Annotated in this window: 22 protein-coding genes; 17 read left to right on the forward strand and 5 right to left on the reverse strand. The window is 61.1% G+C overall.

What is annotated here, in order from left to right:
• Positions 1-26: 26 nt before the first annotated feature.
• The 8 genes from ada to QU606_RS19990 all read left to right on the forward strand — a co-directional run bounded on the left by ada (position 27) and on the right by QU606_RS19990 (position 8,640).
• Entirely contained in the window at positions 27-1,079 is a 1,053-nt protein-coding gene (gene ada, locus QU606_RS19955) for a bifunctional DNA-binding transcriptional regulator/O6-methylguanine-DNA methyltransferase Ada (protein ID WP_150294677.1), read from the forward strand.
• 201 nt (positions 1,080-1,280) lie between these two features.
• Positions 1,281-2,339 (forward strand): nitronate monooxygenase family protein, encoded by a 1,059-nt coding sequence (locus QU606_RS19960; protein WP_304997390.1) that lies wholly within the window; start codon positions 1,281-1,283, stop codon positions 2,337-2,339.
• A gap of 166 nt (positions 2,340-2,505) precedes the next feature.
• Positions 2,506-3,225 (forward strand): molybdate ABC transporter substrate-binding protein, encoded by a 720-nt coding sequence (gene modA / locus QU606_RS19965; RefSeq protein WP_370531124.1) that lies wholly within the window; start codon positions 2,506-2,508, stop codon positions 3,223-3,225.
• Complete coding sequence (gene modB / locus QU606_RS19970) at positions 3,226-3,906, forward strand: molybdate ABC transporter permease subunit (protein ID WP_304997391.1); 681 nt, start codon at positions 3,226-3,228, stop codon at positions 3,904-3,906.
• Positions 3,906-4,991, forward strand: coding sequence for a molybdenum ABC transporter ATP-binding protein (gene modC, locus QU606_RS19975; RefSeq protein WP_024075653.1), 1,086 nt, complete (start codon positions 3,906-3,908; stop codon positions 4,989-4,991). Before modB ends, modC begins: the two co-directional genes overlap by 1 nt.
• Positions 4,992-5,070: 79 nt before the next feature.
• Complete coding sequence (locus tag QU606_RS19980; protein ID WP_024075654.1) at positions 5,071-6,120, forward strand: DNA topoisomerase IB; 1,050 nt, start codon at positions 5,071-5,073, stop codon at positions 6,118-6,120.
• Between the two features lie 123 nt (positions 6,121-6,243).
• On the forward strand, positions 6,244-7,866 hold the full coding sequence (locus tag QU606_RS19985) for an ABC-F family ATP-binding cassette domain-containing protein (protein WP_304997392.1): 1,623 nt from the start codon (positions 6,244-6,246) through the stop codon (positions 7,864-7,866).
• A 69-nt stretch (positions 7,867-7,935) separates the two neighbouring features.
• Positions 7,936-8,640: a YoaK family protein gene (locus tag QU606_RS19990; protein WP_024075656.1), complete on the forward strand. Its 705-nt coding sequence runs from the start codon at positions 7,936-7,938 to the stop codon at positions 8,638-8,640.
• Positions 8,641-8,794: 154 nt separating this feature from the next.
• On the opposite strand, the gene QU606_RS19995 is transcribed toward QU606_RS19990, so the two are convergent.
• Complete coding sequence (locus QU606_RS19995; RefSeq protein WP_024075657.1) at positions 8,795-9,148, reverse strand: hypothetical protein; 354 nt, start codon at positions 9,146-9,148, stop codon at positions 8,795-8,797.
• Between the two features lie 109 nt (positions 9,149-9,257).
• Between QU606_RS19995 and QU606_RS20000 the strand changes: the two genes are divergently transcribed.
• Positions 9,258-9,497: a hypothetical protein gene (locus QU606_RS20000; protein WP_024075658.1), complete on the forward strand. Its 240-nt coding sequence runs from the start codon at positions 9,258-9,260 to the stop codon at positions 9,495-9,497.
• 176 nt (positions 9,498-9,673) lie between these two features.
• Here the strand turns inward: QU606_RS20000 and QU606_RS20005 are convergent, their stop codons facing one another.
• The 4 genes from QU606_RS20005 to QU606_RS20020 form a co-directional block, all read right to left on the reverse strand.
• A complete protein-coding gene (locus tag QU606_RS20005) occupies positions 9,674-9,985 on the reverse strand; it encodes an AzlD domain-containing protein (RefSeq protein WP_024075659.1) in 312 nt (103 codons plus the stop codon).
• Positions 9,982-10,677: an AzlC family ABC transporter permease gene (locus tag QU606_RS20010; RefSeq protein ID WP_024075660.1), complete on the reverse strand. Its 696-nt coding sequence runs from the start codon at positions 10,675-10,677 to the stop codon at positions 9,982-9,984. The genes QU606_RS20005 and QU606_RS20010 overlap by 4 nt, the downstream gene beginning before the upstream one ends.
• A 104-nt stretch (positions 10,678-10,781) precedes the next feature.
• Positions 10,782-13,133: a dermonecrotic toxin domain-containing protein gene (locus QU606_RS20015; protein ID WP_304997393.1), complete on the reverse strand. Its 2,352-nt coding sequence runs from the start codon at positions 13,131-13,133 to the stop codon at positions 10,782-10,784.
• Positions 13,134-13,278: 145 nt separating this feature from the next.
• Positions 13,279-13,494 (reverse strand): hypothetical protein, encoded by a 216-nt coding sequence (locus tag QU606_RS20020; protein ID WP_024075662.1) that lies wholly within the window; start codon positions 13,492-13,494, stop codon positions 13,279-13,281.
• A 174-nt stretch (positions 13,495-13,668) separates the two neighbouring features.
• On the opposite strand from QU606_RS20020, the gene QU606_RS20025 reads away from it, so the two are divergent.
• From QU606_RS20025 to mgtA, 8 genes are all read left to right on the forward strand, one after another.
• Positions 13,669-14,025 carry a metalloregulator ArsR/SmtB family transcription factor gene (locus QU606_RS20025; RefSeq protein WP_024075663.1) on the forward strand — a complete coding sequence of 119 codons (357 nt, stop codon included), beginning with the start codon at positions 13,669-13,671 and terminating at the stop codon, positions 14,023-14,025.
• Positions 14,026-14,044: 19 nt separating this feature from the next.
• A complete protein-coding gene (locus tag QU606_RS20030) occupies positions 14,045-15,328 on the forward strand; it encodes an arsenic transporter (protein ID WP_024075664.1) in 1,284 nt (427 codons plus the stop codon).
• A 12-nt stretch (positions 15,329-15,340) separates the two neighbouring features.
• A complete protein-coding gene (locus QU606_RS20035) occupies positions 15,341-15,811 on the forward strand; it encodes an arsenate reductase ArsC (RefSeq protein ID WP_024075665.1) in 471 nt (156 codons plus the stop codon).
• Between the two features lie 12 nt (positions 15,812-15,823).
• On the forward strand, positions 15,824-16,510 hold the full coding sequence (arsH, locus tag QU606_RS20040) for an arsenical resistance protein ArsH (RefSeq protein WP_304997394.1): 687 nt from the start codon (positions 15,824-15,826) through the stop codon (positions 16,508-16,510).
• A 50-nt stretch (positions 16,511-16,560) separates the two neighbouring features.
• On the forward strand, positions 16,561-17,352 hold the full coding sequence (locus tag QU606_RS20045) for an AraC family transcriptional regulator (protein ID WP_304997395.1): 792 nt from the start codon (positions 16,561-16,563) through the stop codon (positions 17,350-17,352).
• A gap of 75 nt (positions 17,353-17,427) precedes the next feature.
• Complete coding sequence (locus tag QU606_RS20050; protein ID WP_024075668.1) at positions 17,428-18,039, forward strand: LysE family transporter; 612 nt, start codon at positions 17,428-17,430, stop codon at positions 18,037-18,039.
• 318 nt (positions 18,040-18,357) lie between these two features.
• Positions 18,358-18,651 carry a hypothetical protein gene (locus tag QU606_RS20055; RefSeq protein WP_102642566.1) on the forward strand — a complete coding sequence of 98 codons (294 nt, stop codon included), beginning with the start codon at positions 18,358-18,360 and terminating at the stop codon, positions 18,649-18,651.
• Positions 18,652-18,886: 235 nt separating this feature from the next.
• On the forward strand, positions 18,887-21,601 hold the full coding sequence (mgtA, locus tag QU606_RS20060; protein WP_069076043.1) for a magnesium-translocating P-type ATPase: 2,715 nt from the start codon (positions 18,887-18,889) through the stop codon (positions 21,599-21,601).
• Positions 21,602-21,605: the final 4 nt, after the last annotated feature.

Genomic DNA, 21,605 nt, shown 5'->3' on the forward strand with positions numbered 1-21,605 from the left:
GCGGTGACCCGTCAGGAGTGCAGGCAATGATCAATCCACAAGACCCCCGCTGGGCAGCCATCCTGGCCCGTGACCCCGAGGCCGACGCGCTGTTTGTCTACGGCGTGAAGACCACCGGCGTGTATTGCCGCCCCAGCAGCGCTTCGCGTTTGCCGCGCCCGGAAAACGTCGAATTCTTTGACACCGCGCAACAGGCCGAAGCGGCAGGCTACCGGCCCAGCAAGCGTGCCGCCGGCGATCAGACGCAACGGGCCGCGCATCACGCCCGCCTGGTGGCCGACGCCTGCCGGCAGATCGAGCAGGCCGACACCGCGCCAGGCCTGCAGCAACTGGCCCAGCACGCCGGGTTGAGCCCCTTTCACTTCCACCGGGTATTCAAGTCCGTCACCGGCCTGACCCCGAAGGGCTACGCCAGTGCCCATCGCTCGCGCAAAATCCGCGATGGGCTCAAGGATCAGCGTTCGGTCACCGACGCCCTGTATGACGCCGGCTTCAACTCCAACAGCCGCTTCTATGAATCGGCCAATCAGTTACTCGGCATGACGCCAAGCGACTACAAGGGCGGCGGCACCAACAACACGATTCGTTTTGCCGTTGGCCAATGTTCGCTGGGCGCGATTCTGGTTGCGCAGAGTCATCGCGGCGTCTGCGCGATCCTGCTGGGCGACGACCCAGACAAGCTGGTACGCGACCTGCAGGATCAATTTCCTAAAGCCGACATCATCGGCGCCGATCGCGATTTCGAACAATTGATCGCGCAAGTAGTGGGTTTTATCGAAGCGCCGGCCCTGGGCCTCGACCTGCCATTGGACCTGCGCGGCACGGCGTTCCAGGAACGGGTATGGCGGGCCTTGCGCGACATTCCGCCGGGCAGTACCGCCAGCTACGCGCAGATCGCCCAGCGGATTGGCGCGCCCCAGTCGTTTCGGGCGGTGGCCCAGGCCTGTGGGGCCAACAGCCTCGCGGTGGCCATTCCCTGCCACCGCGTGGTGCGCAGTGATGGCGAACTGTCGGGCTACCGCTGGGGCGTGGAGCGCAAGCGGCAACTGCTGGAACGGGAAAGCCCGACAAAAGCCTGACGGATGCCGATGTAGGTCAACGCCAGGTCCTGCGCCAGGCAAGCCTCGACCTTGCCGGCCACTTCGCCCCGCAGATCTACGCCATCGACTGATGACCGTGCACGAAATACCCGCTTCGTCCAGTGAATAAAACAGACTGGCCGGGTGCCAAGGGCCCTGCTAAAACAGCGCACAGTCTTACTAACGCTGGAGACGCATCCTATGAGCACCTGGCCAGACACCCGTATTCTCGACCTGTTGGGCATTGACGTGCCCATCATCCAGGCACCCATGGCCGGTGCCACCACCCCGGCCATGGTCATCGCCGCCAACCAAGCCGGCGCGCTGGGCTCGATGCCTGCCGCGGCGCTGAGCACCGAGCAACTGCGCGAAGCCTTGGCCACTATCCGCCAGGGCAGCACGCGGCCGATCAACGTGAACTTTTTCTGCCATCAGCCGCCATTGGTCGACGACGAGCGTGACCGTCAATGGAAGCATCTGCTGGAACCCTACTACCGCGAACTGGGCGCCGACTTCGATGCGCCGACTCCCGTGTCCAACCGTGCGCCGTTCGACGACGCGGCGTGCCAGGTCGTAGAAGCATTTTGCCCCGAGGTGGTGAGTTTTCACTTCGGCCTGCCGGAAAAAGCGTTGCTTGACCGGGTAAAAGCCACGGGGGCCAAGGTGCTTTCCTCGGCCACCACCGTCGAAGAAGCCGTGTGGCTGGAACAGCAGGGCTGCGATGCAATCATTGCCATGGGCCTTGAAGCGGGCGGGCACCGTGGGATTTTCCTGAGCGACGACCTCAACACCCAGATTGGCTTGATGGCACTGGTGCCGCAGATTGTCGACGCGGTCAGCGTGCCGGTGATTGCGGCCGGGGGTATTGGTGACGCGCGTGGCATTGTGGCGGCGTTCGCCCTGGGTGCTTCTGCCGTGCAAATGGGTACCGCCTACCTGTTCACGCCCGAAGCGAACGTCAGTGCGTCCCACCATTATGCGTTACGTCATGCCCAGGCCAGCGAAACTGCACTGACCAACTTGTTCACCGGCCGGCCGGCGCGTGGCATTGTCAACCGCGTCATGCGTGAACTGGGGGCGATCAACCCGCTGGCTCCGGCGTTTCCGCGGGCTGGTGGGGCCTTGATGCCACTCAAGGCCAAGGACGAAGCGGGCTTCAGCAACCTGTGGTCAGGCCAAGCGCTGCGGCTGGGCAAGGATATCGGAACCTTTGAGCTGACCCGCGAACTGGCCAGGCAAACCCTGGCGAAGCTCAAGTAGAAGCAGGCCTGTGGCAACTTTGCACTGTACCGGCAATGGCCAACCGCTATATATTCCCATACATAGCGGTTAAGCCTTCAACCTATAACAAGCCGTACACGTCCCAAGGAGCTGCTTCATGATGATTCGCGCCGCACGCCTGGCCCCAACCGCCCTGGCCACCCTGATGGCTGCCTTCGCCGTGGGTTCGGCCCATGCCGATGAAGTGCAGGTGGCCGTGGCCGCCAACTTCACCGCACCGATCCAGGCAATTGCCGCTGACTTCGAAAAAGACACCGGCCATAAACTGGTCGCGGCCTATGGCGCCACCGGGCAGTTCTACACCCAGATCAAGAACGGCGCGCCGTTCGAGGTGTTCCTGAGCGCCGACGACACCACCCCGAAAAAACTCGAAGACGAAGGCGCCACCGTTAAGGGCTCGCGTTTCACCTACGCGGTGGGCACCCTGGCGCTGTGGTCGGCCAAAGCAGGCTATGTGGACGCCAAGGGCGAGGTCCTGAACAAGAACGACTTCAAGCACCTCTCCATTGCCAACCCGAAAGCCGCGCCGTACGGCCTCGCTGCCACCCAGGTGCTGGCCAAAGAAGGCTTGACCGAGAAGGTCAAGGACAAGATCGTTGAAGGCCAAAACATCACCCAGGCCTACCAGTTTGTCTCCACCGGCAACGCCGAGCTGGGATTCGTCGCCTTGTCGCAGATCTATAAAGACGGCAAAGTCACCAGCGGGTCGGCGTGGATTGTCCCCGCGTCGCTGCACGACCCAATCAAGCAGGATGCGGTGATCCTCAACAAAGGCAAAGACAGCGTCGCAGCCAAGGCACTGGTGGAGTACCTGAAAGGGCCAAAAGCCGCTGCCGTTATCAAATCCTACGGTTATGAGCTCTAAATGCCACTTTCGAGTGCCGATTTTTCCGCTATCTGGTTGACCGTCAAGCTGGCCTCACTGACCACTGTGATCCTGCTGGTCATCGGCACTCCGATTGCCCTGTGGCTGTCGCGCACCCGCTCCTGGTGGCGCGGCCCCATTGGTGCGATCGTCGCCCTGCCGCTGGTGCTGCCGCCCACGGTCATTGGCTTCTACCTGCTGTTAACCATGGGGCCCAATGGCTATTTCGGCCAGTTCACCCAATGGCTGGGCCTGGGCACCCTGACCTTCAGTTTCGCCGGGTTGGTGATCGGTTCAGTGATCTATTCCATGCCGTTTGTGGTGCAGCCGTTGCAAAACGCCTTCTCCGCCATCGGCACACGCCCGCTGGAAGTGGCTGCGACCTTGCGCGCCAATCCCTGGGACACGTTTTTCACGGTGATCCTGCCCCTGGCACGCCCAGGATTCATCACCGCGTCGATTCTCGGTTTTGCCCATACCGTCGGTGAGTTCGGCGTGGTGCTGATGATCGGCGGCAATATCCCGGACAAGACCCGGGTGGTCTCAGTGCAGATCTACGACCATGTCGAAGCGATGGAGTATGTCCAGGCCCATTGGCTGGCCGGTTCCATGGTGATCTTCGCGTTCCTTGTATTGCTGGCGCTCTACTCCAGCCGTAAAACCAAGATGGGCTGGAGTTGATGTCGATGATTAATGTGCGCCTGCATCTCAAGTACGCCGCGTTTGCGCTGGAGGTGGACCTGCATTTGCCCGGTCGCGGCGTGACAGCCCTGTACGGGCATTCGGGTTCCGGCAAGACCACCTGCCTGCGTTGCATCGCCGGGCTGGAGCGCGCCAAGGACGGGTTTGTCCAGGTCAACGATGAAATCTGGCAGGACAGCCGCAGCGGGCTGTTCGTGCCGCCGCATAAGCGCGCGCTGGGTTATGTGTTCCAGGAGGCGAGCCTGTTTGCGCATTTGTCCGTGCGGGCCAACCTGGAGTTCGGCCTCAAGCGCATCCCTCGCCAGGCGCGGCGCGTTGACATGGCCCAGGCCACGGACTTATTGGGGATCGGGCATTTGCTCGAACGTCATCCCCAGCACCTGTCCGGGGGGGAACGCCAGCGCATTGGCATCGCCCGGGCATTACTGACCAGCCCCAAGTTACTGCTGATGGATGAACCGCTCGCGGCGCTCGACAGCAAACGCAAGGGCGAGATCCTGCCGTACCTGGAGCGCCTGCATGACGAACTGGATATCCCGGTGCTCTATGTCAGCCACGCCCAGGACGAGGTGGCACGCCTGGCCGATCACATCGTATTACTCAGCGAAGGCAAAGCCTTGGCCAGTGGCCCCATCGGTGAAACCCTGGCTCGCCTGGACTTGCCCCTGGCGTTGGGCGACGACGCCGGCGTGGTGATCAGCGGCACCGTCAGCGCCTACGATGAGCATTACCAATTGCTCACCCTGCAATTGCCCGGCAGCGCCTTGCGCATGCGTGTGGCCCATGCGCCGCTCGCACTGGGCAAGGCCCTGCGGATCAAGGTGCAGGCGCGGGATGTCAGCCTCAGCCTGCAAGGCGAAGAACCCAGCAGCATCCTCAACCGCCTGCCGGTGACGGTTACCCAGGAAATTTCAGCGGATAACAGCGCCCACGTGTTGGTGCGCCTGGATGCTGGCGGCACGCCGTTACTGGCGCGGATCACCCGTTTCTCCCGCGACCAATTGCAACTGCACCCTGGGCAGATGCTATGGGCGCAGATCAAGGCGGTTGCCGTATTGGCATGACAAACCTTTTTGGCACGACCGCAAAACCCTGCGGTCAATCAGACATACCGGCCTGACTGATTGCCAAGGACCCTGCGCCATGCCCGATTCTGCGTTGCCCGCCGACCTGCCCCACGACCTGCATTATGTTGATGACACGCAGCCAGGCATTCGCCGTAAAAAGCTGCGTGGCAAATTCCAGTACTTTGATCCCCAGGGCAAGCGCATCACCGATCCCGAAGACATCAAGCGCCTGAACGCCCTGGCCGTACCGCCCGCCTATACCGATGTATGGATCTGCGCCGACCCGCGCGGCCATCTGCAAGCCACCGGCCGTGACGCGCGCGGACGCAAGCAGTACCGCTACCACGCACGCTGGCGTGAAGTACGCGACACTGACAAATACGCACGCCTGCAAGCGTTCGGCGAAGCCCTGCCCAAACTGCGCAAGCAGCTGCAAGCGCAACTCGCCGAACCGGGGTTCACTCGGGAAAAGGTGCTGGCCACCGTGGTCATGCTGCTGGATGCCACATTGATTCGGGTCGGCAACACCCAATACGCCCGTGCCAACAAATCCTACGGGCTGACCACCCTGCGCAACCGGCATGTGGACATCAAGGGCAGCGAGATCCAGTTCCAGTTTCGCGGCAAGAGTGGTGTCGAGCATCAAGTCAGCGTCAAGGACCGACGCCTGGCCAGCGTGGTCAAGCGCTGCCTGGAGTTGCCGGGGCAGAACCTGTTCCAGTACCTGGACGAAGACGGTGAACGCCGCACGGTCAGCTCCCATGACGTCAACGCTTACCTGCACAGCCTCACCGGCGCCGACTTCACCGCCAAGGACTACCGCACCTGGGCCGGCACCGCCATGGCGCTGGCGGTCCTGCGCGAACTGGAGTGGCAACCGGAGTCCGACGCCAAACGCCATGTGGTGGCGATGGTCAAGGACGTCGCCAAGCAACTGGGCAACACGCCGGCGGTATGCCGCAAGTGTTATATCCACCCGGCGGTGCTTGAGCATTTCAGCCTCGGCCAGCTATCGAAACTGCCCAGGCCGCGGGTACGCAAGGGCCTGAAAGCCGAGGAAGTCGCGCTGGCGATGTTCCTGGAACAACTGGCTGCCGACTTGCCGGACAAGGCCAAGGTAGGCTAGCCTCTGCCTCCCTTCCAACTCATGGGACGACCGCCGACGTGAATCACTAAGCCTTCCAAAATGTATCTGCAACGAGCCGCCTGGCGCGCTTGTTGGCCTGTCGACATTTTTTTGGAGGTGCTGATGACTGACGTCAACCGGCTGCCCGTGCTTGTATCCCTGCAACACCTGTCCTTCCAGTTCGCCCATGGCGAAACCTTGCTGGAAGACCTGAACCTGTCCATCGATCACACCCCCACCGGGATAGTTGGCCGAAATGGCTGCGGCAAAAGCATCCTGGCGCAATTGATCGCCGGGGTTCTGGGCCCCTCCTCCGGGACACTCAAGGCATACGCCAGCGTGGCCTACGTCCCGCAGGCCCTGGCCATCCGGGCCGGAACAACTGTGGCCGATGTCACGGGCACCGCTCCAGTATTGGCCGCGCTTGCACGCATGACCCAAGGCCAGGGGCAAAGCGATGACCTGGAACTGATTGACGAGCGCTGGGGCCTTGCCGAACGCCTGCGTACAGCCCTGGATGCAGCCGGACTGCACGGCCTCGACTTCAACGCCGCAGCCGATCGACTCAGCGGTGGCCAGTTGGCCAGAGTCGCGGTGATCGGCGCCCTCCTGGCGGCGCCGCAGTTGCTGGTACTGGACGAACCGACCAACCACCTCGACAGCGCCGGTCGCGAGTGGCTGCTGCAAGCGCTGCACGACTGGCGCGGCGGCCTGGTGGTGGTCAGCCATGATCGGCAACTGCTCCACAGCCTGGGCCGCATCATCGAACTGTCGCCCCTCGGCGCTCGTGTGTATGGCGGCAATTACCAGGCCTATCGTAAACAGCGCGACACCGAGCAACACGCCGCCGTCTCGGCCTGGGAACACGCCCGCCTGGAACGCAGTCGCGAGCGTCGGCGCCTGCAAAATGACCATGACAGCCTGCAGCGCAGCGCCGCCCGTTCACGCAAGCATGCCGAGACCGCCAACGTCGACCGCTTCACCAAGGCCCGCTGGAAAGGCGCGGCGACGCAAATCGTCAGCACGCTGCGCAGTGCCCATCAGGCCTGCAAGAACGAGCTGGATGCGCAGGTGCGCCACGCCTACGAACGGGTGGCGCAACAGACACCAACGTTGCTGGCCTTGCCGGATTCGGCAGTCCCCAATGGCCGGCAAGTCGTGGCCCTGGTCGAGGCCCGCCTGCCGTGGGTGGATCAGCCGGCGATCACGTTCAGCCTGGCGGGCCCCGTGCGCGTCGCCGTGCGTGGGCCGAACGGTTGCGGTAAATCCACCTTGCTCAAGCTGCTGGCGGCCCAATGGCAGCCGGTCAGTGGCGAATGCTCAGTGCCGGTCCCGTGTGCCTACATCGATCAGCACCTGGCATTGCTGGACGACCAGCGCTCCATCATCGAGCAACTCAACCTGCTCGACACACCGCTGGCGGAAGCCGACGTGCGCACCCGACTGGCCCTGCTGCAACTGGATGCGGTGCGGGTGACACGACCGACGGGGCACCTCAGCGGCGGCGAACGCTTGAAGGCCGCGATGGCGGTCGCCCTGTGGCGGCAAGTCCCGGCGCAACTGCTGTTATTGGACGAGCCGACCAATCACCTGGACCTGGAGTCGGTGCTCGCCTTCGAACAGGCGTTGAAAGGTTTTAATGGGGCGATCGTCGCGGTGTCACACGACGCAGCCTTTCTGCAGGCCATCGAGCCCACCCACTACTTGACCTGGCGAAACGAGGGTTGGCGACTGGAGGGTGTCTGAGATCATTGCGCGGACGCACAAAGCGTCCTACGGTAGTGGCCGGATAATCTCACCGAGGAACCCGGCCCCATGCTGCCTTCATCCCGCAAGCCTTACACCAACGCCGCACTCGCTCACCGAGAGCGATGGCGCGGCCGAGTCGGCTTGATGCTGGTCGCCAGCCTTTCGGTGCTGGCGGGTATGACGGACGCCATTGGCTTCATGGCCAGCGGCGACTTTGTTTCGTTCATGAGCGGTAACACCACGCGCCTGGCGGTAGCGATCAGCGAGGGTGACCTCGGCCTGACCGGGCGCCTGCTGTTGCTGGTTGCTACCTTTATCGCTGGCAACGCGTTGGGGGTGGTCGTCAGTCGCGTCAGTCAACGCCATGCCCTGCCTTTGCTGTTGTGCATCGCGGCCCTGCTCTGCGGCGGTGCGCTATGGCCGTTTGCGGAGATGTTGCCGGCGTTGCTGGCGGCGATCGTGGCCATGGGCATGCTCAATGCGGCGGTCGAGGAGGTCAACGGCTTGCCGGTGGGTCTCACCTATGTCACCGGGGCGCTTTCACGCTTCGGGCGCGGGCTGGGCCGCTGGATGATGGGAGAACGGCGCAGTGGCTGGCGTGTGCAATTGATCCCGTGGACGGGGATGTTTGTCGGCGCGGTGCTCGGGGCGCTGCTGGAGCACCAGCTGGGCCTGCGTGCGCTGTTGATCAGCGGTGCCCTGGCGGCATTCCTGGGGGTGGTGACGTTGAAGATCCCCCGCCGCTGGCACCTGGGCTATATGCCCCGTTGAAGGCACGCGCCGATGCAAAGGGTGCCCGCCCGACGTTGGGCCTCGACATCCGTGTACTGGTAAAGAGCCATCACGTCGAGCGAGCGAGTGAATCATAAGGCAATGCCCAGTGGCTGTCCCGCCGGGCATTTCCGAAAACGGCTAAGGCAACGGATTACAGACAGGTCGCGAGAGCGGCCAACCGGCGCTTGGCTGGCATATCGTCCTGGGCGGCGAAGTAATTGATGGTGGAGCCGGCACCGGCAGTGCGCACATCCACAAAGTAATCGCCGCCGGTGGTGTAGACCGTGAAACCTCCGGCCTCGGTCGGCTCCTTGAACCCGCCGGCATCGACGCCGAACACGCTCTCGTCCTGCCAGCCGAACTGGATGCATTGAGCAACCACCAGCGCGGCCTTGTCCGAAGCCAGGGTCTTGTAGGGTGTACCGGCGCGCGCCGTGTTCATCTTCGAACCTGCGCAACCGCCGAGCATCGCCAGCACCAATGCGCCCACTACTACCTTCCGCATGCCATTGCCTCCTTGAAAAAAACGCGACTCTACCATTAGCAGGCGACACCCAAGGATTATTACGTCACCCTGTCGCCTACTTGCGAGTTCGCTTCTACCTGGAAAACCGATGACACCCAACGCCGAACACTACAACCCGTCCACCGATTATGCCGACAAGCTGATCAGCCGCATCGGCCAGACACCCACCTGGATCGCCAAGCGCATTGGTGTCACCGACAAGCGCATTCGCTACATTCTCGATGGCGAGCGCACGGTCAAAGGCGAAAGCACGCCAATCCAGATGACTTACACCGAGCAATTCGCCCTGGAGTGCCTGGCTGCCGAGGCGCAGTCCAGGAAGAAATGACCAGGCGCCGGCTTTAGCCTCAAGCGCCGTCGCAGCCCCGCCCAGGGCTGCTTTGCTGTCAGCCATATGAATTTAGTTTCACTGTGAAGGAAGACCGTGCCACCCATACTGGCCAAGCTCATTTTTAGAAGTCTCCCTTCTGCCCGCCCTCCCGCGGGCTTTTTTTTGCCTGCGTATCAGAGCCACCAGCGAAACAGATAGAACAACGCCATGCTCAGCAGCACCGTGAGCAGCACGTTACGCGTCCAGAACATCAGTGCGACCGCGCAGACTCCGGCCAACAGGTAAGGATTGGCCGGGCTCAGGTTGAGTTGGTGGTCGGCGAGGAAAATAATCGGCCCGCAGATCGCCGTGAGCATGCCCGGCACGGCAAAACCGAGAAACTCCCGTGCGCCACGGTTGAGCCGTACTGGCAGCCGCGGCTCGAGAAACAGGTAGCGGTTGAGAAACACCACCAGCCCCATCGCCACAATCATGAGGTAGATCATCGCTGCCCTACCCCCAATCGCTTGCAGGCAAACCCTGCACTCATACCCAACACACCGGAAACCACCACCGCCGACTCCCAGTGCAAGTAACTCAGCCACACCGAGCACAGCAGCGCAACCGCGACACACACCACCGTCGGCACGTCACGAACCACCGGTGTAATCAAGGCGATGAAGGTGGCGGCGATAGAAAATTCGAGCCCGAGCTGATCAAGCCCGGGAATGCTCTTGCCGAGCACGATGCCGACCAGGGTGAACAGGTTCCAGACGATATAGAACGTCAGGCCCACCCCCAGGGCGTACCAGCGGTTGAACGTCTCACGGTCATAGTGGTTGACCAGCGCGAAGAACTCATCGGTCAGCAAAAAACCCAGGCTCATGCGCCAGCGCGTGTTCAGCGCGGATAACGTCGGGCGCATGTGCATGCCGTAGAGCAAATGCTGGGAGGTCAGCAACAGCGTCGTCAGCACGATCGACACCAGGCTGGCGCCGCTCTTGACCATGCCGATGGCCACCAACTGCGCGGCCCCCGCAAAGACAATGGCGGATAAACCCTGGGCTTGCAGCGGCGTAAATTGCGCATCAATGGCCATGGAACCGGCGAGCAGTCCCCACGGCGCACAGGCCAGGGATAACGGAATGACGGCGATCGCGCCACGGGCGAACGCGTAATGAGGCAAGGCAGTAGGCATGAAGGCAGCTCATCGACAGACAGTCGACAAGCATGCCAGCGTACTAATCAGGTTGTCTTGAACGATATTGCACGGGCCCCGCCGTCCTTGCCTCTACGGCGGCGCTAGAGTGCCGGCATCGACGCTGCGGCCACAGCCTGTTTAGGGTTTTCCGACCGTGGAGGAAAATGCACAGGTTCATAACTGAAATTTTTGTATTTTTCGTAATCCTTACTGTCAACGTCGGAAGCATAGGGATTTTTTTTGATCACTCGATGCCGGCGCTCGGCAGGCAGTACATCATCGAACTGCACTAATTTTTTGCTTCGATCCGACGATGCAAAAACAGCCTCGATATCGTCCAGCGTGAACTCAGCATTGACTCTGTTTGCATAAGCCTTAACCGGAACCCCGACGTTCGCCTGAAACTGCGCAGCAAAAGAACGCTCTCCGCCGGCCCCCGAATGGCACATCAACAAACGTATATTTGCGTATTTATCGGTGGGCACGTTGTTATCCCACAGCATCTCCGTCAACTCGTCGGCGTCATAACTCACCTCATTGAGCACCATATTCGCCACCGGCTCTGCGCCGTCGTTTGCGAGCATGCCATGGGCCACGATATTCAGTCGCTCCGCTCCATTATAAGTGTCCACAAAGGTAAAAATCAGGTCGTTTAATTTATTCAGGTCCCTGGGCTGCTCATTCAGCTTGATACGTTTGGCGTCCTCCGAAGGGTGCGATTCATCAAGGCGTACCCGTTTATTATCGCTGGTGGATGGCGCATCCCCGGACAACTCGACAACATCGGTGGTCTGCGCGACTTCATCGCTGTCAAATACCGCCTCGAACGCCAAGAGTTTCTTGTTCTCGCCAGCCGCTTTTTCAATCGCATCCGGTAACTTTCCAAGGCCGCTGACGGAAAGGCCAGGCAAGCGCACAGAAGCATGAAAAACGCTCGGCACGGCATTGAGCAGACCGAACACTGTGCGATCCGTGGCCGTTGATTTGCCATGCACCGCATCATCAATACCTACGCCGATTTCAGTGGCTCCAGCGGCGACGTAAACGGCCTCAGCGGCAATCGCTACTTCTGGAACGACCATTGCCAGTGGCGTCAGCATGAGCGCGGCCGTGGTCGCGGCCTCGGCAAGCGTGGTCAGGCGGCGCTTGAGCACATCGGCGTTGGTGACAATCTCATGGTCGGCGTCTGCATAGGAGCGTGCCTTTTGTCGCAGCGTCATGGCGCGGAACGGATCATCGCTCACAGGTTCTGTGGTGATATAGGCCTGCGGGTCCCATCCATTGGGTGCTTCAAACCCCCACTTATTGGGCGTTTTTGCCTCGGACCAGCCGCCCAGCCCCTTAAGCGCTTGTTTGACACCGTCCGAAAACACCTTGTCGTCTTGATCGTTTTCTTTGAAATGCGTACTCAACTGCGCTCGTTTGTTCGGATCGGCCGCCTGATCCGCCAACCAGCCTTTCATCTGCGCAACGCTGTCAAATCGATGAATCGGTGAGGAGTTTCCGGGGATATACAGCAGCGTGTGATTGATTTTCTGGCCTTTGCCATTCATGCGCGGGCGCTTGTCAGTGACGTAGACGAGATCGGTGGAAGGACTGCCGTCGATGGACAACAGGCCGGTTTCAAGCGTGGCGTCCTGGCGAAACGGCGCCTTCAGGTCAGCCGCCGTCATATCGCTCAGACGGCTGCCGACACCAAACCCTGCGGCGCGCATGGCGAGGCTTGCTTCATAGTTACTGAGGCTGCCTTCTTTATGCTGGATCTGTGCCGCCGCGGCAAAAGCAAACTTGCTGCATTGCGTATATTTATCTTCATGGGCAGGCCAGAACTTATCCAGGTGGGCCTTGTAGGGCTCACTGAGTTCGGTCTGCCGCAACAAGTCCCGGAATGCCTGCGGCGTATGGTGCAGCGTTTCATTCGCATGATAAGTGTGCTGAGCGTTGGGATCGAACAGCGGAATAATATATTCGTGAGCGCCCGCGTAATCCGCAACATGCTGGCGCTGCTGGATGGCCATCGCCAACGGCGAATTCTCTTCTACCAGGTCGATAACTTTACGCCACCATGGCTTTTGCACCTTGGCCGTTTCATCGTCCGGATTTTTGTCGCGCATGTTTGTAAGGGCAGCCTCTGTCAGCGTGATGCTGTTCAGTAACTTACCCCCCGCCGGCTTGGGCTGACCGAGGTGATAATTGAACGTTGCGATACGCGCGACATCGGGGTCTATCTCTATTTTCCACTGACTCTTGAGTGCGGCCGCGATAAGAGCCGAAGTGTTTTGTGCGGGGGTAAGAAAACTCGACGTTATCGCCTTCACATAATCCCTGAGTTCAGGCGTAACAAGGGGAGATTGCAAGCGGACGGTTTTTTTAACACCTTCAGTACGGGGTATCGAACCTGATGCAGGCCCTGGCGGTTGTTGCGCAGGGCTGTTGACTTCGTTGCGACGCACCGTTGCGTCAAAATACGAGCCTATGACTCTCGGCGGTATCATATTAGGGCCTCAGGTTGTCAGGTCTATGATTGCTTCCTGACCCTGAGTAGAGATTCCCCCTTCAGGCGTTCCTTTGAGTTGTTTTCCTCATGTGATCGTAGGCTCAAGCCAGTCTGACCGATACCTGCTCCACCGAATCCCGCGCTTCACGCAGTTCGTGGGCGTCCTGGTTGAGCCGATGGATCGTATTGAGCAGGCGCTGGCGCAGCACTTCATCGCTGAGTTTTTCGACCGCGCGCATCAGGTCGAATGCCGCGGTTTCGTTATTTTCCGCGACGGAATCCAGGGTCTTGCGCAGGTTGCGAGTGGCACGGGTCACGCGAGGTATTCCTTCATCGGCAATAGCAGGCACTTTAGGACATTCATGTTTCATTTTAATTTCAAACACTTGTGGCGCATTTGCGCTGACTTGATCCATATCAATCGAAACAGGATTTGACTGAAACATATGGAAATACGTATATTCGTATATCCATATATATGTGCATCAGTCATGTCGGATCTTTTCTCCCCTCCAGCCCTGTTCAAATGCCTCGCCGACCCAACCCGGGTGCGCTTGACGCTGTTGATCCTGCGCGAAGGCGAACTTTGTGTGTGCGAATTGATCCATGCCTTGGACGACAGCCAGCCAAAGATCTCCCGCCACCTGGCACAACTGCGCAGTGGCGGGCTGCTGCTGGATCGTCGCCAAGGGCAATGGATTTATTACCGCATCAATCCGGCACTGCCCGACTGGGTGCGTCACGTGCTGGACACCACCTTGCAAGCCAATCAGCCATGGTTGCAAAACGACGCGCTGCGTCTTGATGCAATGGGCGACAGACCACAACGGGCCGGCACCTGCTGCTGAGCCATCGGAGCTTTTATTCATGCTTGTCGCTAGTGCGATTTTCCTGTTCACCATCATTCTGGTCATCTGGCAGCCCAAGGGCCTGGGCGTCGGCTGGAGCGCCAGCCTGGGCGCGATCCTGGCCCTGGCGTGTGGCGTTATCAGCCTGACGGACATCCCGGTGGTGTGGCACATCATCTGGAATGCCACCGGCACCTTTGTCGCCTTGATCATCATCAGCCTGTTGCTGGACGAAGCCGGCTTCTTTGCCTGGGCCGCCCTGCACGTGGCGCGTTGGGGACGCGGCCGGGGCCGTCGGTTGTTCGCCTATATGGTGCTGCTGGGGGCGCTGGTCTCGGCGCTGTTTGCCAATGACGGCGCCGCATTGATCCTCACCCCTATCGTGATGTCGATGCTGCTGGCCCTGCGTTTTTCCCCTGCCGCGACCCTGGCATTTGTCATGGGCGCTGGGTTTATCGCCGACACCGCCAGCCTGCCGCTGGTGGTCTCCAACCTGGTGAACATTGTTTCGGCAGACTATTTCAAGATCGGCTTCAACGAATACGCGGCAGTCATGGTGCCGGTGAACCTGGTCAGCGTCGCCGCGACCCTCGCGGTGCTGCTGTGGTTTTTCCGCCGCGATATTCCCGGTACCTACGACCCGGCCGACCTGGCAGACCCCGCCAGTGCGATCCATGACCGCGCCACCTTTCGCGCCGGTTGGTGGGTGCTGGGCATCCTGCTGGTGGGCTGTTTTGCCCTGGAGCCGCTGGGCATTCCCATCAGCGCGATTTCCGCGGTGTGCGCCGTGCTGCTGTTGGTGATCGCAGCCAAAGGCCACAAGATCTCCACACGCAAAGTACTCAAGGAAGCCCCCTGGCAGATCGTGGTCTTCTCCCTGGGCATGTACCTGGTGGTCTATGGCCTGCGTAACGCCGGCTTGACCACCTACCTGGCGACCTGGCTCGACAGCTTCGCCACCTATGGCGTATGGGGCGCGGCGATGGGCACCGGGGTGCTCACCGCGCTGCTGTCGTCTGCGATGAACAACCTGCCGACCGTATTGATCGGTGCGCTGTCCATCGAGTCCAGCCATGCCGTGGGCGTGGTCAAGGACGCGATGATCTACGCCAACGTCATCGGCAGCGACCTGGGCCCGAAAATCACCCCTATCGGCAGCCTGGCCACGTTGCTGTGGCTGCATATCCTGGCGCGCAAGGGCATCAACATTACCTGGGGCTACTACTTCAAGGTCGGCATCGTACTGACCTTGCCGGTGCTGCTGATCACCCTCGCCGCCCTCGCCTTGCGCCTCACGTTCTGAAGGAACTCTGTGATGAAAGTCCTGTTCATGTGTACCGCCAATAGCTGCCGCAGCATCCTGTCAGAAGCCATGTTCAACCACCTTGCGCCGCCCGGTTTCGTGGCGATCAGCTCCGGCAGCTTCCCCAAGGGCCAGGTCCTGCCCCGTAGCCTGAGCACGTTGCAGGCGGCGGGCATCAGCACCGAGGGCTTGTACAGCAAGGGCAATGACGCCTTTGAAGGCAGCCCGCCAGACGTGGTGATCACGGTCTGCGACAAGGCCGCCGGCGAAGCCTGCCCGGTGTATTTCGGGCCTGCGCTGAAGGCGCACTGGGGGCTGGAAGACCCCTCGGATGTGCAAGGTGACGAGGCACTTGTCGATGCAGCATTCAAGGCCACGCTGGAGACCATCGAGACCCGCTGTCGTGCCTTTTTCGCCCTGCCGTTCGACCGCCTCAGCGCCGCTGAGCTGAAGGCTGAACTCGAGCGCATTGCGCTGTTATAACCGGAGAGCGTCATGACCACCCTGCCCAACCTGGACACCCGCCTCGCACCGCCCCGGCAGACCGGGCTGGCTCACCCTCCGCGTATCCTGCTGCTCTATGGCTCCAACCGACCCCGCTCGTTCAGCCGGTTGCTGGTTGAGGAGTGCGCGCGCTTGCTGCGCCACTTCGGCGCCGACACGCAAATCTTCAACCCCAGCGGTTTGCCATTGCCTGACGATGTACCCAACGACCACCCCAAGGTTCAAGAGCTGTTGGCGCTGATGCAGTGGTCGGAAGGCCAGGTCTGGTGCTCTCCCGAACGCCACGGTTCGATGTCGGCAGTGTTCAAGGCGCAGATCGACTGGGTGCCGCTGGCCCTCGGTGCCGTTCGCCCGACCCAGGGCAAGACGCTGGCGGTGATGCAAGTCTCCGGGGGCTCTCAATCCTTTAACACGGTGAACCAGCTTCGCGTGCTGGGCCGTTGGATGCGCATGTTCACTATCCCCAACCAATCCTCGGTGCCCAAGGCGTTCATGGAGTTCGATGAGCACGACCGCATGAAGCCGTCGGCCCTCTATGACCGCGTCGTGGATGTGATGGAAGAACTGGTCAAGTTCACCGTACTGCTGCGTGAACGCCCGGACCTCGTGGACCGTTACTCGGAGCGCAAGGAAAGCGCCGATGAGCTGTCACAACGTGTCAATCAACGGTCGATCTGAGCCCCTGTGCCAGCGTATGCTCGTGCCCAATCTCTTACCGAGTCGAGTCGATGAGCGTCATGCAACACGCCTGGTTGGGCAACTACGAAGTCAGTTCCACGTCCTGCACCGGCCTGACGTTTGCCCGCCACAGCCATGATGAATGCGTGATCGGCGTGAACCTGGTGGGCGAAGAAAAAGTCTGGCTGGACCGCCGTGAGTTCGAGGCCGGCCCGGGCAGCATTACCTTGTACAACCCAGGGCAGATTCAAGGCGGCGGTGCGGCAGACGGGGCGCCCTGGCAGTTCGTCAGCCTGTACGCCACGGCCGATCAACTGGCGGCTGACCTGGGGTTGGCGCACGTGGAGTTCGATCGTTCGCTGTGCTTTCAGCCCGACCTTGCGCAACGATTGGCCGGCGCGGTGAAAGCGGCTTTAAGCGATGACACCCTGGTCCGTGAACTGCAAGAAGAAGCGCTGGTGCTGATGCTGGGGGAAGTGGTCAACGCCAGTGGCGTGCGCCTGCCCGGCAGCACGACACTCGGCCACAACCTGATCGGTCGCGCCCAGGAAGTGCTCGCCGCACAACTGCATCGCTCAGTGTCCCTGGACCTCCTCGGGGATGAGCTGGGCCTGTCCAAATTCCACCTGCTGCGCGCCTTCCAGAAAGAAACCGGGCTCAGCCCCCGGCAATGGGCCATGCAACTGCGCACTCGGCGGGCCAAAGGTCTATTGCGCAACGGCGTGGCGGCCTGCGAGGTCGCCCATCACGTGGGGTTCGCCGACCAAAGCCACCTCAACCGGCATTTCCGCGCGGCCTACGGCATGACGCCGGGGCACTACCAACGCCTCCTGAATCGCTGAACAGCGCAATCTGGTTCAAGACGGCCCCCCGCACACCCCCTCACACTGCCCACCCACATTTGAAGGAACGCGGGCATGCTGACGATCTTTTTCTACGCACTGGTATTCGGTTTTGTGTTTTGCCTTTCTCCCGGCGCGGTATTGGCAGAGACCTTGCGCCGCGGGTTGCTCCACGGCTTCATGCCGGCGCTGCTGGTACAGATAGGTTCACTGGTGGGCGATGCCGTGTGGGCGGTGATCGGCCTGACGGGTATTGCCCTGTTGATCCAGCATGATGCGGTGCGCGTACCGCTGACGATTATCTGCGCGCTGTACCTGGCCTGGCTCGGCATACGCAGCCTGATCGATGCCTGGCACCTGCCCGAAGCAGACAGCGCACCAGCCCGCTCCGGGCCCAATGCGTTGGCCGTGGGCGCGGCGATTTCCCTGGCCAACCCGAAGAACATTGTTTACTGGGGGGCGCTGGGCAGCGCCTTGTCGGGCATCGTCGGGGCCACGCCCAGCCATGGGCAAACGCTGATGTTTTTTGCAGGGTTCATGCTGGCTTCGGTGCTGTCGTGTTTTCTGATTGCGGCGCTGGTGAATCTGTTGCGCCAGAACGCCTCACCGACCTGGCAACGTATCAGTTACGGCGCCTGCGGTTTGGTATTGATCTACCTGGCGGCTTTGGCCGCACGCGGTATATGAAGTTATATATCCAGCAACTTCCGAGCGCGGCTTGCCTGAATGAACTCTGAACGCCGGATACTTTAATTAATTATGCGTTGACATTTTGTAACTGCCTAAGTAGATTGCCCCTGCCCGCAACTGGGGCCTTTTTTAAACCTCACAAAAGAAGCCAATGGACACAGTATCTAGTCGCTGTCCGAGCACCGCGAACGCGGGCATCGGGCGCCCAACCCAGAATATGACAGGACTCGCCTCCCCGGTCCGGTAAGCTGCGCTAGAGCTTGATGCTCCACCGTAACTGCCTCACCGGTCGCCCGTCCGGTCCCGAGGTGTGTTATGACCTTCCAACTCATTGCTCTACCCGATGCACGCATGCTGGCCGCGGCCTTGCGCGCCAAGCTATGCCGTGGGCCCGCGGGCGTTTGCCCTGCCCGCCCTGCCTGTACCACCGCCTCCCCCCCGGTGCGCCCGGCTCACCCGCTGGCGCGCTGGCGTATCTGCCCAGCCAGCGGCCAACGCGTGCTGCACTGGGATCACGCCGACCCGCTGGACCCTCAGAGACCTCTCGTTTCCAGCCTGGCTCAAGCCAGCCTGATGCTCGATCTTTACCTGAGCACTCGCGCTGCCTGAACCGTTTGGAAACAGCAACTTCCTGATTAATAACCTGGTGTTCTTTATGAACAAGCCCAGTCGTAACCCGCTGCGCGTTAGTTAACTAACGCGCTATTGGCGGGCGCAGTAAAAGTTATATCGAGACCTTATTTAAACCGATCGCGAAGTTAGCGACTCGGCATGCTTTCGCTCGCCTGTCATCAGGCCAGTAACGGGTATGTTTTGTCGAGAATTGGCGACAGGAGCACACACCATGAGCGCCGTAAAAAACGCCCCATTGAAGCAAAAAGCGCGCAGCGACGCCGACACCAAACTGTCGATGCGTGCCGCCCGCGAAGCCCACAACGGCCTGTCGGCCACCCTGGCCAACGTACGCGCCACCCAGGATGGCCTGACCGAACTCGACGCCGCCGCGCGTCTGCAACGCGAAGGCTATAACGAAGTCGCCCACGACAAGCCGCCTCACGCCATCGTCCAGTTCCTGCAGGCATTGAACAACCCGTTTATCTACGTACTGCTGACCTTGGGCGCCATCAGCTTCTTCACCGACTGCTGGTTGCCGATGCAGGCAGGAGAAGAGGTCGACCCGACCAAAGTCATCATTATCATGACCATGGTCCTGCTCAGCAGCTTGCTGCGTTTCTGGCAGGAACACCGGTCGGCCAAATCCGCCGAGGCCCTCAAAGCCATGGTGCGCACCACCGCGACGGTGCTGCGCCGCGAACAAGTGGGCAGCCAGCCAACCCTGCGCGAAGTGCCGATGCGCGACCTGGTGGCCGGCGACATTGTGCAACTGTCGGCGGGCGACATGATTCCGGCCGACATCCGCCTGATCGAATCCCGCGACCTGTTTATCAGCCAGGCCGTGCTGACCGGTGAAGCCTTGCCGGTGGAGAAGTACGACACGCTGGGGGATGTGACGCAAAAGTCCGCCCACTCCCCGGCCGCTGACCAGGGCAATTTGCTCGACCTGCCGAACATCTGCTTCATGGGCACCAACGTGGTCAGCGGCCGGGCCAAAGCCGTCGTCGTGGCCACCGGCGCGCGCACCTACTTTGGCTCCCTGGCCAAGGCCATCGTCGGCTCGCGGGTGCAAACCGCCTTTGATCGCGGGGTGAACAGCGTCAGCTGGCTGCTGATTCGCTTTATGTTGGTGATGGTGCCGATCGTGTTCTTCCTCAACGGTTTCTCCAAGGGTGACTGGGGCGATGCCTTCCTGTTTGCCCTGGCGGTCGCGGTGGGCCTCACCCCCGAAATGCTGCCGATGATCGTCAGCGCCAACCTGGCCAAGGGCGCCACGGCGATGGCCAAGCGCAAAGTGGTGGTCAAGCGCCTCAACGCAATCCAGAACTTCGGCTCGATGGATGTGCTGTGCACCGACAAGACCGGCACCCTGACCCAGGACAAGATCATCCTCGAGCACCACGTCAACGCTTTCGGCCAGCGGGATGACGCGGTGTTGTCCCTGGCCTGGCTCAACAGCCATCACCAGAGCGGCATGAAGAACCTGATGGACCAGGCCGTGGTGCAGTTCTCGGAACAGAACCCGAAGTTCCAGCAGCCCTTTGCCTACAGCAAGGTCGATGAATTACCGTTCGATTTTGTCCGCCGTCGCCTGTCGATCGTGGTCAAGGACACCGCCGCCGACCACTTGCTGGTGTGCAAAGGTGCCGTGGAAGAAATGCTCGGCATTTCCACCCATGTGATGGAAGGCGGGGCCGCCGTGCCATTGGATGAGCGTCGCCGTACTGAACTGCTGGCGCTTGCCAACGACTATAACGAGGACGGTTTCCGCGTCCTGGTGGTGGCGACACGTAATATTCCCAAGGCCTTGGCCCGCCAGCAGTACACCACGGCCGATGAGCGCAACCTGGTGATCCAGGGGTTCCTGACCTTCCTCGATCCACCCAAGGAAACCGCAGGCCCGGCGATCGCGGCACTGCAACAAATTGGCGTGGCGGTGAAAGTGCTGACCGGCGACAACGCGGTGGTCACCAGCAAGATCTGCCGCCAGGTCGGCCTCGAGCCTGGCGAGCCGCTGCTGGGCATGGACATCGAAGCGATGGACGACGCCACCCTGCAACGCCGCGTGGAAGAACGCACGGTGTTCGCCAAGCTGACACCGCTGCAGAAATCACGGGTGCTCAAGGCGCTGCAAGCCAACGGCCACACCGTGGGTTTCCTGGGGGACGGCATCAATGATGCGCCGGCCCTGCGCGATGCTGACGTGGGCATCTCGGTGGACAGCGGCACGGACATTGCCAAGGAATCGGCCGACATCATCCTCCTGGAAAAAAGCCTGATGGTGCTGGAAGAAGGCGTGCTCAAGGGCCGCGAAACCTTCGGCAATATCATGAAGTACCTGAACATGACCGCCAGTTCCAACTTCGGCAACGTGTTCTCGGTGCTGGTGGCCAGTGCGTTCATCCCGTTCCTGCCGATGCTGTCGATCCACCTGCTGCTGCAAAACCTGATGTACGACATCTCCCAGTTGGCCCTGCCGTGGGACAAGATGGACAAGGAATACCTGGCCAAGCCCCGCAAGTGGGACGCGAAGAACATTGGCCGCTTCATGATCTGGATCGGACCGACCTCGTCGATCTTCGACATCACCACCTTCGCGCTGATGTGGTACGTGTTCGCCGCCAACAGTGTGGAAATGCAGACCTTGTTCCAGTCCGGCTGGTTTATCGAGGGCCTGCTCTCACAAACCCTGGTGGTGCATATGTTGCGCACCCGCAAGATCCCGTTCTTCCAGAGCACCGCCGCCTGGCCGGTACTGCTGATGACAGGCGTGGTCATCGCCCTGGGCATCTACGTGCCGTTCTCGCCGCTGGGCACACTGGTGGGCCTGCAACCGCTGCCGCTGGCGTACTTCCCCTGGCTGGTGGGCACCCTGTTCGCCTACTGCTGCGTGGCTCAACTGATGAAGACGATCTACATCCGCCGCTTCAAGCAGTGGTACTGATCCC

Source organism: Pseudomonas sp. OVF7 (genome assembly GCF_030644265.1).
Taxonomy (GTDB): domain Bacteria; phylum Pseudomonadota; class Gammaproteobacteria; order Pseudomonadales; family Pseudomonadaceae; genus Aquipseudomonas; species Aquipseudomonas gorinensis.